The 13,343-nt window shown below is 72.4% G+C and carries 14 protein-coding genes; 10 read left to right on the forward strand and 4 right to left on the reverse strand.

The annotated features are described in order from the left end of the window. The first annotated feature begins 169 nt into the window (after positions 1-169). A complete protein-coding gene (locus ACFWBW_RS23605) occupies positions 170-1,063 on the forward strand; it encodes a potassium channel family protein (protein ID WP_385375541.1) in 894 nt (297 codons plus the stop codon). On the opposite strand, the gene ACFWBW_RS23610 is transcribed toward ACFWBW_RS23605, so the two are convergent. Continuing rightward, the gene (locus ACFWBW_RS23610) at positions 1,044-1,562 is read right to left on the reverse strand and encodes a peptidase inhibitor family I36 protein (protein ID WP_385375544.1); all 519 of its coding nucleotides are present in this window, start codon (positions 1,560-1,562) and stop codon (positions 1,044-1,046) included. The two genes, ACFWBW_RS23605 and ACFWBW_RS23610, sit on opposite strands and share 20 nt — an antisense overlap. Positions 1,563-2,152: 590 nt before the next feature. Here ACFWBW_RS23610 and ACFWBW_RS23615 point away from each other — a divergent pair. The 4 genes from ACFWBW_RS23615 (at position 2,153) to ACFWBW_RS23630 (ending at position 6,452) form a co-directional block, all read left to right on the forward strand. Beyond that, the gene (locus tag ACFWBW_RS23615; RefSeq protein WP_385375741.1) at positions 2,153-3,391 is read left to right on the forward strand and encodes an RNA-guided endonuclease InsQ/TnpB family protein; all 1,239 of its coding nucleotides are present in this window, start codon (positions 2,153-2,155) and stop codon (positions 3,389-3,391) included. 82 nt (positions 3,392-3,473) lie between these two features. After that, positions 3,474-4,133, forward strand: coding sequence for a TetR family transcriptional regulator (locus ACFWBW_RS23620; RefSeq protein WP_385375744.1), 660 nt, complete (start codon positions 3,474-3,476; stop codon positions 4,131-4,133). A 260-nt stretch (positions 4,134-4,393) separates the two neighbouring features. Continuing rightward, positions 4,394-5,533 carry an alpha/beta hydrolase gene (locus tag ACFWBW_RS23625; RefSeq protein WP_385375747.1) on the forward strand — a complete coding sequence of 380 codons (1,140 nt, stop codon included), beginning with the start codon at positions 4,394-4,396 and terminating at the stop codon, positions 5,531-5,533. 73 nt (positions 5,534-5,606) lie between these two features. Beyond that, entirely contained in the window at positions 5,607-6,452 is an 846-nt protein-coding gene (locus tag ACFWBW_RS23630; protein ID WP_385375547.1) for a DUF4429 domain-containing protein, read from the forward strand. A 122-nt stretch (positions 6,453-6,574) separates the two neighbouring features. Here the strand turns inward: ACFWBW_RS23630 and ACFWBW_RS23635 are convergent, their stop codons facing one another. Together ACFWBW_RS23635 and ACFWBW_RS23640 are read right to left on the reverse strand one after the other, a co-directional pair. Then, positions 6,575-7,615: an aldo/keto reductase gene (locus ACFWBW_RS23635; RefSeq protein WP_385375550.1), complete on the reverse strand. Its 1,041-nt coding sequence runs from the start codon at positions 7,613-7,615 to the stop codon at positions 6,575-6,577. Beyond that, positions 7,612-8,028, reverse strand: coding sequence for a MerR family transcriptional regulator (locus ACFWBW_RS23640; protein WP_385375553.1), 417 nt, complete (start codon positions 8,026-8,028; stop codon positions 7,612-7,614). The genes ACFWBW_RS23635 and ACFWBW_RS23640 overlap by 4 nt, the downstream gene beginning before the upstream one ends. Positions 8,029-8,088: 60 nt before the next feature. Between ACFWBW_RS23640 and ACFWBW_RS23645 the strand changes: the two genes are divergently transcribed. Continuing rightward, on the forward strand, positions 8,089-8,907 hold the full coding sequence (locus ACFWBW_RS23645; protein WP_385375749.1) for a serine hydrolase domain-containing protein: 819 nt from the start codon (positions 8,089-8,091) through the stop codon (positions 8,905-8,907). Between the two features lie 85 nt (positions 8,908-8,992). On the opposite strand, the gene ACFWBW_RS23650 is transcribed toward ACFWBW_RS23645, so the two are convergent. After that, entirely contained in the window at positions 8,993-9,664 is a 672-nt protein-coding gene (locus ACFWBW_RS23650) for a pirin family protein (RefSeq protein ID WP_385375557.1), read from the reverse strand. Between the two features lie 81 nt (positions 9,665-9,745). On the opposite strand from ACFWBW_RS23650, the gene ACFWBW_RS23655 reads away from it, so the two are divergent. The 4 genes from ACFWBW_RS23655 (at position 9,746) to ACFWBW_RS23670 (ending at position 13,319) form a co-directional block, all read left to right on the forward strand. Further along, positions 9,746-10,963 carry a CdaR family transcriptional regulator gene (locus ACFWBW_RS23655; RefSeq protein WP_250745570.1) on the forward strand — a complete coding sequence of 406 codons (1,218 nt, stop codon included), beginning with the start codon at positions 9,746-9,748 and terminating at the stop codon, positions 10,961-10,963. A gap of 89 nt (positions 10,964-11,052) precedes the next feature. Then, the gene (locus ACFWBW_RS23660) at positions 11,053-11,985 is read left to right on the forward strand and encodes an ACP S-malonyltransferase (protein ID WP_385375561.1); all 933 of its coding nucleotides are present in this window, start codon (positions 11,053-11,055) and stop codon (positions 11,983-11,985) included. Positions 11,986-12,004: 19 nt separating this feature from the next. After that, a complete protein-coding gene (locus ACFWBW_RS23665) occupies positions 12,005-13,009 on the forward strand; it encodes a ketoacyl-ACP synthase III (protein ID WP_327306897.1) in 1,005 nt (334 codons plus the stop codon). Positions 13,010-13,070: 61 nt separating this feature from the next. Further along, positions 13,071-13,319 carry an acyl carrier protein gene (locus tag ACFWBW_RS23670; RefSeq protein ID WP_243329395.1) on the forward strand — a complete coding sequence of 83 codons (249 nt, stop codon included), beginning with the start codon at positions 13,071-13,073 and terminating at the stop codon, positions 13,317-13,319. Positions 13,320-13,343: the final 24 nt, after the last annotated feature.

Consider the following 13,343-nt stretch of genomic DNA (forward strand, 5'->3'; position numbering starts at 1 on the left):
GACCGGGGCGGGGGGGGTGGTGACGCTGGCCGCTTCGGTGGTGGAACGGGTGGCGGCGTGGTCTGTCCCGTCGGGGCCCCCCCGCCCCACAGCCGTCGGGCGGAGCGGCCCCCGGCATGCGCCGGTGCCGGGGTCCGCTCCGCCTTATTCGTTCCTTACGATGCACCGCATGAAGCAACCCTCTCCCCAGGCGCGGTGGGAGCGCAGGACGCAGACCCCGCTGCTCGTGCTCGCCCTGGCTTTCGCCGTGGCCTACGCGGTGCCCATCGTCCTGCCCGACGCGAGCCCGGCGGTCCACAGCGCCTGCAAGCACGCCGAGTGGGTGGTGTGGGCCGCCTTCGCCGCCGACTACCTGGTGCGGCTGGGCCTGGCGCAGTCGAAGAGGGCCTTCGTACGGACCCACTGGCTGGACCTGATGGCGGTGGTGCTGCCGATGATCCAGCCGCTGCGGCTGCTGCGCGTGGTCTCCACCCTGATGCTGGTGGGCCGGCGGGCGCGGATGGCCCCGCAGATCCGGCTCACCACGTACGTGGCGGGCTCGGTGGTCGGGCTGCTGATGTTCGGCTCGCTCGCGGTGCTGAGCGTGGAGCGGGACGCCCCCGACGGCAACATCAAGAACCTCGGGGACGCCCTGTGGTGGTCGGTGACCACGATGACGACGGTCGGGTACGGGGACCACTCCCCCACCACCGGGCTCGGCCGGCTGCTGGCGGTGGGGCTGATGCTGTCCGGGATCGCCCTGCTGGGTGTGGTGACCGCGAACATCGCGGCCTGGTTCATCTCCCGCTTCGAACGCGACGACCGGGTGGAGCGCGCCCAGACGGCGGCGATCTCCGAACTGGCGGCAGAGGTACGGGCGCTGCGCGCCGAGGTCGCCCGGCTCGGCGGGGCGGCTCCCGCCGGGGCGGCCGGGTTCGCACCGGCGGCCGGGTTCGCCGGGGCCGGCGGGCTCCCGCCGGCCGTGGTGCCCGCCCGGGAGCCCGGCCCGGGCGCGAGCATCGGCGCCCAGGGCGGGCCGGTCCAGGCGGGCGACGGCGGCGTCGTCAGCGCTCCCACACCTTGAACGCCCTGACCTGGTAGGGCGACTGGGGCAGCCACACCCCGTCGCCCGGGTAGGTCTGGAACTCTCCGGTCTCGGCGCATTCGGCCGACTGGTAGGTGGTGACCGGGCGGCCGGTCCGGTTGGTGAGTGACTGGGCGGTGGTCCCGGCGGGCAGCGCGGTGCAGCTGTTGATGTCGAGGGTGCTCAGCTCGTGGGTCGTGCGGGCGCCCTTGAACTCCGGCTTCGCCCACAGGCACAGCTGCCCGGTGGCGCAGGCCCCGAGCCCGGGCGGCCCGGCGGCCCGCCCCTTCGTCTTCGTCCGCCCGGAGGCCCGGACCGGAGCCGGGGTATCGGCGCGGGCCGGAGCCTGGGTCCGGGCTTGCAGGGGAGCCTGTGCCGGCGCCGGGGCGCGGCCCGCCGCGTGGGCGGATTCCGCGGTGCCCGGGATCAGCAGGGTGGCGGCGAGAACGGTGGCCGTGGCGGCGGTGCGCCCGGAGAAAGTGGTGCTCCACGTACGCATGACGGGTCAACTCCTGGTGGACGTACGGGCCCCGGACCGTTTCCGAAGCTCCGTCGGCACCACGCTGACCTGCGCGGACGTCTCGGCGGAAGGGGCCGCGAGCGGGTCCACCCTGATAGGCGACAGCCCCGCCGGAACCATCCGGCGGGGCTGTGGCGGCCCCGGAGTTGACGCCTCCGCGGCCCCCGTGACCGCCTCGGCCGCCCGGCCCGTGCACAGAGCCAGCGGGGCACTGTGTCCGGTCGGGCACGCCGGGGCGGGGCTAGATGTGGGCCGCGCCCGCGCCCGCCTCCGCGTTCTCGCCGCGCTTCGTGAAGCCGGCGACGACCGCGGCGAGTACCGCGACCACGCCGGCGACGGTGAAGGCCGTGCTCATCCCTGACACGAACGTGTCGTGCGCGACCCCCGGATGGGCCGCACGAGCTGCTCCGAGGCGCCCGGCGGGACCCTGTGTGACCACCTCAGCCGCGCCCCGAACGGCCGGGGTGCTCCCTGAACAGTTCCGCGACGAGGCTCCGGTTGACTGGCCACTCGTTCGGGTGAGGTGTAGACGTTCGAGTGACCGGTGAGGGTCCCGGTTCTACGTTGGTCTGGTGACGACACCGGGAGCAACGACAGCGGGGGAAGCCGGGTCTGTCCGGTTCACCTACCGGCTTCGTGTGTCCTCGACCGCGCTTGCCGCGCTGGTGGCGGAGTGGGACCGGTGCCGGTGGGTCTGGAACGAGTGCGTGGCCAAGTCGAAGCAGGTGCACGCCTTCAATCAGGCCCGCTCTACGGGCGAGGACAAGCGGACGTGCGGTCCGGCTCAGCTCGACCGGATGCTGACCGAGGCCCGCGCCCACACTTTGTGGCTGCGGGGAGGGGCGAGCGTTCCGCAGCAACAGCTGATCCGTGACTTCGGGAAGTCCCGGGCGAAGGCCCAGAAGGACGTCAAGGACCGGCTGCCGATGCGGCAGCGGGCCGGGATGCCCGGGTGGAAGAGGAAACGCGATACGGATCCGAGCCTCAACTACACCAAGCGCGGGTTCCGGCTGAAGGACGGCCGTCTGCACTTGGCGGGTGGGATCGTCCTGACGGTGGTGTGGTCACGCGACCTTCCGGGGGAACCGTCCTCGGTGCGGGTCTACCGGGACAGTCTCGGGCACTGGTACTGCTCGTTCGTCGTCCCCATGCTGGCTGAACCTCTGCCCACCACCGGTGCCGTGATCGGTATCGACTGGGGTGTGACCGAGACCGCGACGACTACCAGCGACGCCCACGACCTCCCGCACCCGGAGCACGGTAGGAACGCCGCAGTGAGGCTGGCCAGGTATCAGCGGATGATGGCCCGCCGCCGCGCCCCGAAGGGCAAGAAGCGTTCCAACGGCTACCGGGAGGCGCGTCGGCAGGCGGCGAAGCTCCACAAGAAGATCGCCCGGCAGCGACAGGACACCGCCCGCAAGTGGGCCAAACGCGTAGTCCGCGACCACGACGCCCTAGCTGTCGAGGATTTCCACCCTCGCTTTCTTGCCAAGTCGACCATGGCGAGGAAGGCCGCTGACGCCGCCATCGGCGCCACCAAAGCGGCTCTGGTCGAGATGGGCCGCAAGCACGGCAGGACCCTGTACCTGGTACATCCGGCGTACTCCACGATGGACTGCGCGCGGTGCGGAGCGAGAGCCAAGCACGCACTGCCGCTGGGAGTACGCACCTACACCTGCACCGCGTGCGGAGCCGTGTCCCCACGGGACAAAAACTCCGCACACGTGATGCTCGTCCGGGCAGGTCTGAACCCGGCCGGCGCCGAGAGCGCAAGACCCGACGAACCGCCGGTTCGTAAGGCAGCTTGAGCCGGAGATCCCCACACAGCCCCAAGGGAGAGAATCCTCGTCCCTGGGGAGGGGAGCATTCAAAGGTACCCTGACCGCCGTGATGACAGATCAGCGGCCCGCGCCCGCACCGGCCGCCGGACTGCGCGAGCGCAAGAAACAGCGCACGCGCGACGCACTGCTGCGCGCGGCCCTCCTCCTCTTCATCGCCCAGGGGTACGAGGAGACGACCGTCGACGAGATCACCGACGCCGTGGACGTCTCCCAGCGCACCTTCTTCCGGTACTTCGCCAACAAGGAAGAGGTCGCCTTCGCCGTCCAGGACCTGGTCGAATCGCACTTCGTCGCGGCGCTGCGCTCCCGCCCGCCCGCCGAGGGCCCCTTCGAGGCCATGCGCTCGGCCGTGCTGGACGCCTGGGACACCGTCGAGGAGGCCATCTCGGACCTGGTCCCCATCGACCTGTACATGCGCAGCTACCGGCTGATCGAGTCCACCCCGGCCCTGCTCGCCGTGCACCTGCGCCGCTCCACCGACCTGGAGGAGCAGATCGCCCGGCTGATAGCCGAGCGCGAGGGCCTGGACGTGGACGCCGACCCGCGCCCACGGGTGGCCGTCGCCGCCTTCACGGGCGTGATGCGCGTCACCGGCCGGCTCTGGGGACAGGGCGAGGACATCAGCGTGGCCACCATCCGGCGGATGACCGAGGTCTACCTCGACCAGATCGGCCCCGCCCTGGCCGCCGACTGGCGCCGGCTCGCCTGACCGGCGCGGTCGGCTCCCGGCCGGGCGAAGATCCCGTACGGATGCGGACGCCCGCGCACGCGGGTCCCGTACGGGCGCACCCGCCGGCGGGGCGTCCCACGGTCGGCGGTGACTCCCGTCACCCGGCGCGCAGGCAGCCGCCGAGGTCTCCTAGGCTGGGCTCAGTGAACCTGTCCGGCCCCGCCCACGCCCACTCCGCCGACGCCCCCGCGCGCCCGGCCGCCCTGCGCGCCCTGCTCGCGCTGGCGGTGGTCTTCCTGATGCTCGCGACCACGGGCTGGACCTCCGTCTACCGGTCCGCGAGCGAGGAGTCCCCGCGCGAGGCGGCGCTCGCCACCTGGGCCGGGTCCCGCTTCGAGGGCCGGGCCCTGCCGGCCGCCGACGCCCCGCCGCCCGTGGTGGCACGGTTCTTCGCGCGCCTCGACGGCGCCCAGCGCGCGCGGCTCGCCGAGGGCCACCCGCTGGTGGTCGGCAATCTCGACGGGGCGCCGCCCGGCGTCCGCTACCGGGCCAACCGGATGGCCCTGCAGCGGTCCGCGCGGGTCGAGGACACCCGCGCACACGACATCACGCTGGCCCCCGCCGACCGCGCCACCGCGGCCCGGCGCGCCCACCGCTTCGAGTCCCTCGCCGAGCCCGGCCGGCAGATCCTCGTCTTCGACCCCACCGGCGGCGGCCTCGCGGCCGAGGTTTTCGGCGACCTCGGCGAGGCCCGCCGGATCTCGGTGGTCGTCCCCGGGGTCGACACCGACGCGCTCACCTTCGAGCGCACGATGCGCCGGCTGACCTCCCCCGTCGGCATGGCGGAATCCCTCTACGAGGCCGAGCGCGCGGCCGCCCCGGGCAGCCGGACCGCGGTCATCGCCTGGGCCGGCTACACCGCCCCGGCCGGCGTCGGCATGGACGCGGCGACCGGGCGGATGGCCGTGGACGGCGCGGCCCGGCTGCGCTCGCTGACCTCCGCGCTGCCCGGACGAGCGAGCGTGGCGCTGTTCTGCCACAGCTACGGCTCGGTGGTGTGCGGGGTGGCCGCCCACGAACTGCCGCAGCAGGTCACGGACATCGTGGTGGCCGGCAGCCCCGGAATGCGCGCCGAGAACGCCGCAGAGCTGGGCACCTCGGCGCGGGTGTGGGCGATGCGGGACGCCGGTGACTGGATCGCCGACGTGCCCCACCTGGAGTTCGGGGGCCTGGGTCACGGCGCGGATCCGGTCTCCGGGGAGTTCGGCGCACGGGTCCTGTCGGCGGCCGGAGCCAAGAGCCACACCGGCTACTTCGAGCCAGGCACCGAATCCCTGGACAACTTCGCCAAAATCGGAACCGGTGCGTTCGGTTCCACGGTGTGCGCGGCCGGGGACGACACGTGCCGACGCGGAACATCCGGGACGGACGGTTCCTGACCGCTCGGCCGACCCGAAATCGGACCTCACAGCGGGGGGACGCACGGGGGTGCGTCCCTTTACGATGTGCCGCATGGGTGACGTACTGGCCGGAAACCATGCCGTCTGGGAGTTCGACCGCACAACGAACTCGCTCATCATCCGCTTCGCACGGGGGATCAGAACGCCCAGACTCTGGCACGCCCTGGGGGAACGCCGGATTCCCCTCGAAGCGTTGTCCGGGGTGGGCCTGACCGTGGGACGGCGGGACACCGCGGTGCTGCACGCCCGCGTGCGGGTGGGAGCGGACCCCCTGATGGAGGCCGCGGCGGGGCAATTGCGTGACGTCTGCGATCCGTACCGGCTGGTGCTGCCGGGAAGCGGCGGCGGGACCGCGCGGGCCGCCGACTTCGCCGATGCCCTGCGCGAGCGGCTGGGGCCGGCCGGGCCGGCCGAGCGGTTCCTGGTCTCCGTCCCGGAGCCGCCGGCCACGCTGAAGGCGTACGACGCCCGGCTCGCCTTCGACGGCGGCGCCGTCACCTTCCACTGGTCGCGCACCGGGGCCACCAGCACCAAGTGGAAGGCGGGCGACCAGCGGTATCCGCTGACCGCCCTGGCCGGGCTGGTCTGGCACTCCCCGGAACGGTCCGGCGGGCACCTGCGGCTGTTGCCCCGCGAGGGCGCCGGTGATCCCCGGCCCGACCACGATCTCGCCTCCGCCGTCTTCGGCGTGGGGTACGGAGCCGTGCACGAGTCCTTGCCGTTCGCGGCGGCGGTGCTCGTCGCTTTGCGGGCACGCGCGGTCGTCGCCTCCGGCGCGGGGGTGCCGGGGCCGCGGTCCTGGGAGCGGATTCAGCACCTCGCGGAGCTGCACAGTGCGGGGCTGCTCACGGATGCCGAGTACCTCGCGCTACGGGACCGCTTCACGGCCGGAGCCTGACCCCGCGGGGCCCGACGGCCCTGCGGGGCTGTCCCCTACCCGCCCTTCGCCCGTTCCCCGGGCTCCGACCAAACCCGGTCCTCAAACGCCGGACGGCTGAAAGCACCCCGCGCCGCGCGCGGTCACACCTCGCGTGCCGTCGAGGTCGAGCTCATGTCCGGGTAGCGGTCGCCCGCGACCCCCGCGGCGATCGGTTCCAGCAGGGCGAGTTCCGCCGGTGTCAGGGTGATGCGGGTCGCCGCCGTGTTCTCCGTGAGGCGGGTCGGCTTGCGGGTGCCCGGGATCGGGACGACCGTCAGGCCGTGCACCGACGCCCGCTGGTGCACCCACGCCAGGGCGATCTGGGCCGGCGTGGCCCCGCGGGCCGCCGCAATCTCCCGTACCGGCGCCAGCAGCGCGGCGTTCGTCCGCGCGTTGTCACCCGTGAACCGGGGCTGGTAGCGCCGGAAGTCACCGGCCGTCAGGTCCGCCGACGCGTCCGCGAACGCCCCGGTCAGGAAGCCGCGCCCGAGCGGGGAGTACGCCGCGATGGCCACGCCCAGCTCGGCCGCCGCGCCCACCGCGCTGCGCTCCACGTCCCGGCTGAACAGCGACCACTCCGACTGGAGCGCCGCGATCGGGTGCACCGCGTGCGCCTCGCGCAGCTCCGCCCCGGTCACCTCGCTGAGCCCGAGGTGGCGCACCTTGCCCTCCTGCACCAGTTCCGCCATCGCACCCACCGACTCGGCGAACGGAACGGCCGGATCGCGCCGGTGCATGTAGTAGAGGTCGATCACCTCGGTGCCCAGCCTGCGCAGGCTGTCCTCGACCGCGCCGCGGACGTACGCGCGGTCGTTGCGGACCCCCCGGTAGTGCGGGTCGTCCGTCCGCTCTATGGCGAACTTCGTGGCGAGGGTGATCCGGTCGCGGTGCGCGGCCACGAACGGCGCGAGGAACTCCTCGTTGGCGCCCCGCCCGTAGACGTCGGCGGTGTCGAAGAGGGTGACCCCGGCGGCCAGCGCCGCGTCCAGGGTCTGCCGGGCGGCCGCCTCGTCCGTGTCCCCGTAGAACTCGCTCATGCCCATGCAGCCGAGGCCCTGGACGCCCACCAGCGGGCCGCCCTTGCCCAGTTCGACCTGCTCGATCCGATCGGCCTGCTCGGTCCCGGCGGTGTTGTCGGTCATGTCCGGTCTTCCTCTCCCGCGACGGTGGTGCACATCGCATACGTGTCGATCTTGTAGTCCAGGACCGCGAGCGCGTCGGTCAGTTCCGTGATCCGCGTGCGCACCTCCTCGCGCGTGCGCTCCAGCAGCTCGCGCCGGTCGGCGGCGGTGTGCGGGCCCTCGCGGACGAGTTCGGCGTACCGGACCATGTCCGCCACGGACATTCCGGTGGTGCGCAACTTGCCGACGAAGCCCAGCCAGTCGAGGTCCTTGTCGGTGAACCGGCGCTGACCCGAGTGGGAGCGGTCCACGTGCGGCATGAGGCCGATCCGCTCGTACCAGCGCAAGGTGTGCTGGGTCAGCCCGGTCCGGGCCTCGACCTCGCTGATCGTGTACCGCGTCCGCGTCTGCAGGGGGGTCCGGGTCGGGCTCATGGCCCCACGCTAAATCCTTGGAGTGCACTCCAAGCAAGTACCCTCGGCCGCATGGAGAGCTTGCAGAGTCTGCGCAACATCGAGAACTGGCCGGTCCCGACCGCCGCCGCGGCCGTGGTCGACTCCGACGGGACCGTGCTCGGCTCCCACGGCCCGGTGGACCACCGCTTCCCGCTGGCCTCCGTCACCAAGCCGCTCGCCGCCTACGCCGCCCTTGTCGCCTACGAGGAGGGCGCGATCGAGCTGGACGAGCCGGCCGGGCCCGAGGGTTCCACCGTGCGCCACCTGCTCGCCCACACCAGCGGACTGGCCTTCGACGAGCACCGCGTGACGGCCCCTCCCGGGCAGCGCCGGCTGTACTCGAACGCCGGTTTCGAGGAGCTCGGCGACCACATCGCGAAGGCCACCGGCATCCCCTTCGCCGCGTACCTGGCCGAGGCCGTCTTCGAGCCGCTGGGCATGGCGTCGAGCAGCCTGGAGGGCTCTCCCGCCAAGGACGGCGTCTCCACCGTCTCCGACCTCCTGCGCTTCGCCGCCGAGCTGCAGCAGCCCCGGCTGCTGGACGTGCGCACCGTCGCCGAGGCCACCTCGGTGGTCCACCCGGGACTCAAGGGCGTCCTGCCCGGCTACGGCCACCAGTCCCCCAACGACTGGGGGCTCGGCCTGGAGATCCGCGACGGGAAGGCCCCGCACTGGACGGGCGCCGGCTCCTCGCCGCGCACCTTCGGCCACTTCGGGCAGTCCGGGACCTTCCTGTGGGTGGACCCGGACGCCCGGGCCGCCTGCGTGGCGCTGACGGACCGCGCCTTCGGCCCGTGGGCCGTGGAGGCCTGGCCCCCGTTCACCGACGCGGTGCTCGCGGAGCTCAGGACCCGCTGAGGCCCTGCGCACGGGACCGCCGGCGGGACTGCCTGCGGGACTGCCTGCGGGACTGCCTGCGAGGCCGCCGCCTACGGGACTCCGCCTACGGAAACTCCCAGATCAGCACCTCGGCCGGGGAGCCGGCGACCAGCTCCAGCTCCCCCTCGCCGGTGATCCGCGCCGAGTCCCCGGGGCCGAGCTCGTCCGCGCCCCCGGCGGCCGCGCCGTCCAGCCGCAGGTCTCCCCGTACGACGTGCAGGTACACCCGCCCGGCGGCCGGGACGGCGATCCGCTCGCCCGCGCCCGGACGCCGTACGTGCAGCACGGCCCCGGCCGCGGGCACGGCGTAGGGCGTACTGTCGGCGATGCCTCTGACCAGCGTGTACGAGGGCTCCCCGGCCGGATCGGCCGGTGCCAGCCACGTCTGGACGAAGCGCAGCGGCCCGGGGCCGTCGTTGCGTTCCACGTGCCGGGTCCCGGACGCCGCGCCGAGGTGCTGTACGTCACCGGGCCGCACCAGGGTGGCGGCGCCCGTGGCGTCCTGGTGGGTGAGCTCGCCCTCGGCCACCCAGGTCACGATCTCGGTGTGGCTGTGGGGGTGCTCGTCGAAGCCCGCGCCGGGGGCGAGGCTCTCCTCGTTGCACGCCATGACCGGGCCGAACCGCAGGTTGTCGGGGTCGTAGTGCGGGCCGAAGGAGAAGGCGTGCCGGGTGGTGATCCCGGCCAGGGCTTTCCCGCCCTCGTAGCGGTCGGAGCCTCGGCGTACATCAATCATGGAGGCCACCGTAGCCCGCGGAGCGCGGCCCGGGACGGGACCGGACTCCGCGCAGCGGTCCCGATAAGGCAGTCTTGTCACGTGCCCCAACCCGAACGTGAGCATTCACCCGCGGTCCACCCCGCGCATCCGGCTCCGCCCCATCCGCACTCCGCGACGCTGCGACGGCTGGAGAAGTCCTCCGGCCGGCTCGCCGCGAACGCCATCGCGCGCATGGACGAGACGCTGTCGTGGTACCGGGCGATGCCGCCGGAGAACCGGTCCTGGATCGGCCTGGTCGCCCAGGCCGGCATCGCCGCGTTCACCGAGTGGTTCCGGCATCCGGAGACCCCGCAGGCGATCTCCACCGATGTCTTCGGGACGGCTCCGCGCGAGCTGACCCGGGCGATCACCCTGCGCCAGACCGTCGAGATGGTGCGCACCACGATCGAGGTCATGGAGACCGCGATCGACGAGGTCGCGGCGCCCGGCGACGAGTCGATCCTGCGCGAGGCCCTGCTCGTGTACGCCCGGGAGATCGCCTTCGCGACCGCCCAGGTCTACGCCCAGGCCGCCGAGGCCCGTGGCGCCTGGGACGCCCGCCTGGAGTCCCTGGTGGTCAACGCGGTGCTGTCCGGGGAGGCCGACGAGGGCGCGCTGTCGCGGGCCGCGGCGCTCGGCTGGAACTCCCCCGAGCACGTGTGCGTGGTGCTGGGCACGGCGCCGGAGGGCGACAGCGAGCTGACGGTCGAGGCGATCCGGCGGGCCGCCCGCCACCACAAGCTGCAGGTGCTCACGGGTGTGCTGGGCGACCGGCTCGTGGTCATCGCGGGTGGCAGCGACAATCCGATGCAGGTGGCGAAGTCGCTGATCGGGCCGTTCGCGGCGGGTGCGGTGGTCGCCGGACCGGTGGTCCCGGACCTGTTGAACGCCACGAAATCGGCGCAGGCGGCCGCGGCCGGACTCAAGGCCTGTACGGCGTGGCAGGACGCTCCGAGGCCGGTCCTCGCGGATGATCTCCTGCCCGAACGCGCGATCGCCTCCGACCCTTCGGCCCGCGAGCAGTTGGTGGAGGAGATCTACAGACCGCTCGAAGAGGCCGGCTCGGCCCTGCTGGAGACGCTGAGCGTCTATCTGGAGCAGGCGAGCAGTCTCGAAGGTGCGGCCCGGATGCTGTTCGTGCACCCCAACACCGTGCGCTACCGGCTCCGACGTGTGACGGACGTCACCGGCTGGTCGCCCTCCGATGTCCGCTCCGCGTTCACGCTGAGGATCGCTTTGATCCTCGGGCGTCTGGCCGACGGCGATCCTCAGTCCTAAGCTTTTGTCGGACATCAACAATTACCCCGATGGTTCTTCGTCCCTGTCCCCACGGGCGGCGTGGACCGAACACAAGAGAGAGTGTGAGGGTGCTCGTACTCGTCGCTCCCGGCCAAGGCGCACAGACGCCCGGCTTCCTGACTCCCTGGCTCGAACTGCCCGGCGCCGCTGACCGCGTCGCCGGCTGGTCGGACGCCATCGGGCTCGACCTTGCCCACTACGGCACGAAGGCCGACGCGGACGAGATCCGCGACACGGCCGTCGCACAGCCCCTGCTGGTGGCCGCCGGTCTGCTCGCCGCGGCCGAACTCACCGCCGTCCCCGCGGTCGGCCCGACCGCCTTCGGCGCCGTGGCGGGCCACAGCGTCGGCGAGATCACCGCCGCCGCGTACGCCGGGGTCCTGTCCGACACGGACGCGCTGTCCTTCGTACGCACCCGTGGGCTCGCCATGGCCGAAGCCGCGGGGATCACCGCGACGGGCATGGCCGCCGTCCTCGGCGGGGACACGGACGTGGTCGTGGCGCACCTGGAGAAGCTGGGTCTGACCCCGGCGAACGTGAACGGCGCGGGTCAGATCGTCGCCGCGGGGACCATGGAGCAGATCGCGGCCCTGGAGGCCGAGAAGCCCGAGGGTTCCCTCAAGGTCGTCGCCCTCAAGGTCGCGGGCGCCTTCCACACGCACCACATGGCTCCGGCGGTCGCCGGTCTGGAGAAGGCCGCGTCGGCCCTCTCCCCGGCCGACCCGGTGCTGACGTACGTTTCGAACAAGGACGGTCAGGTCGTGACCACGGGCGCCGATGTCGTCGCCCGGCTGGTGGGCCAGGTGGCCAACCCGGTCCGCTGGGACCTGTGCATGGAGACGTTCGCCGCACTGGGCGTCACCGGGATCGTCGAACTGTCCCCCGGTGGCACCCTGACGGGTCTGGCCAAGCGCGCGCTGAAGGGCGTACCGAGCGTGGCCCTGAAGACCCCGGACGATCTCGAAAAGGCCGCGGCGCTCGTCTCCGAGCACGCGGTCTGAGAGAAGGAGCCCACTCAGCATGTCGAAGATCAAGCCTGCCAAGGGCTCCCCGTACGCCCGCATCCTCGGTGTCGGCGGCTACCGCCCGATCCGTGTGGTGCCGAACGAGGTCATCCTCGAAACCATCGACTCCTCCGACGAGTGGATCCGCTCCCGTTCCGGTATCGCGACGCGGCACTGGGCCTCCCCGCAGGAGACCGTCGCCGCGATGTCGGTGGAGGCCTCGGGCAAGGCCCTGGCCGCCGCCGGGATCGCTCCGGAGAAGATCGGCGCCGTGATCGTCTCGACGGTGTCGCACTTCAAGCAGACCCCGGCCGTGGCGACCGAGATCGCGCACCGCATCGGCGCGGGCAAGCCCGCCGCCTTCGACATCTCCGCGGGCTGCGCCGGTTTCGGCTACGGCCTGACCCTGGCCAAGGGTCTCGTCGTCGAGGGTTCCGCGGAGTACGTCCTCGTCATCGGCGTGGAGCGGCTCTCGGACCTGACCGACCTGGAGGACCGCGCGACGGCCTTCCTGTTCGGTGACGGCGCGGGCGCCGTGGTCGTCGGCCCCTCGGACGAGCCGGCCATCGGCCCCACGGTGTGGGGTTCGGAGGGCGACAAGTCCGAAACCATCAAGCAGACCGTGCCGTGGGACGAGTACCTCGGCAAGGACGGCGGCGAAAAGTTTCCGGCCATCACGCAGGAGGGCCAGGCGGTCTTCCGCTGGGCCGTCTTCGAGATGGCCAAGGTGGCCCAGCAGGCGCTCGACGCAGCCGGGATCACCGCTGATGACCTGGACGTCTTCATTCCGCACCAGGCGAACATGCGGATCATCGACTCGATGGTGAAGACTCTGAAGCTGCCGGAACACGTCACGGTCGCCCGTGACATCGAAACCACCGGCAACACCTCGGCCGCCTCGATCCCGCTCGCAATGGAGCGGCTCCTGGCGACCGGAGCGGCGAAGAGCGGCGACACCGCGCTCGTCATCGGCTTCGGGGCGGGGCTCGTCTACGCCGCCACGGTCGTTACCCTCCCCTAGGGCCCGGGATCCACATCCCGGGCTCTGTTTGACCCCAGCTAGCTATAGAAGGAGCGCCAACATGGCCTTCACCCAGGAAGAAATCGTCGAAGGTCTCGCGGAGATCGTCAACGAGATCGCCGGCATCCCGACCGAGGACGTCCAGCTCGAGAAGTCCTTCACCGACGACCTGGACGTCGACTCGCTGTCCATGGTCGAGGTTGTCGTCGCCGCCGAAGAGCGCTTCGAGGTGAAGATCCCGGACGAGGACGTCAAGGGTCTCAAGACCGTCGGCGACGCCGCGAGCTACATCCTCAAGCACCAGGCCTGAGCCTGACGAGCGTTTGTCGCCACC

Origin of the sequence: Streptomyces sp. NPDC059957, assembly GCF_042730015.1 — a bacterium.
GTDB lineage: Bacteria > Actinomycetota > Actinomycetes > Streptomycetales > Streptomycetaceae > Streptomyces.

Bases quoted from the DNA above. Each gene is read 5' to 3' on its own strand.
- ACFWBW_RS23625 (WP_385375747.1), top strand. From the start codon at position 4,394: ATGCTCGCGACCACGGGCTGGACCTCCGTCTACCGGTCCGCGAGCGAG.
- ACFWBW_RS23650 (WP_385375557.1), bottom strand. From the start codon at position 9,664: ATGATTGATGTACGCCGAGGCTCCGACCGCTACGAGGGCGGGAAAGCC.
- ACFWBW_RS23665 (WP_327306897.1), top strand. From the start codon at position 12,005: ATGTCGAAGATCAAGCCTGCCAAGGGCTCCCCGTACGCCCGCATCCTC.
- ACFWBW_RS23610 (WP_385375544.1), bottom strand. From the start codon at position 1,562: ATGCGTACGTGGAGCACCACTTTCTCCGGGCGCACCGCCGCCACGGCC.
- ACFWBW_RS23605 (WP_385375541.1), top strand. From the start codon at position 170: ATGAAGCAACCCTCTCCCCAGGCGCGGTGGGAGCGCAGGACGCAGACC.
- ACFWBW_RS23670 (WP_243329395.1), top strand. From the start codon at position 13,071: ATGGCCTTCACCCAGGAAGAAATCGTCGAAGGTCTCGCGGAGATCGTC.
- ACFWBW_RS23630 (WP_385375547.1), top strand. From the start codon at position 5,607: ATGGGTGACGTACTGGCCGGAAACCATGCCGTCTGGGAGTTCGACCGC.
- ACFWBW_RS23635 (WP_385375550.1), bottom strand. From the start codon at position 7,615: ATGACCGACAACACCGCCGGGACCGAGCAGGCCGATCGGATCGAGCAG.
- ACFWBW_RS23640 (WP_385375553.1), bottom strand. From the start codon at position 8,028: ATGAGCCCGACCCGGACCCCCCTGCAGACGCGGACGCGGTACACGATC.
- ACFWBW_RS23620 (WP_385375744.1), top strand. From the start codon at position 3,474: ATGACAGATCAGCGGCCCGCGCCCGCACCGGCCGCCGGACTGCGCGAG.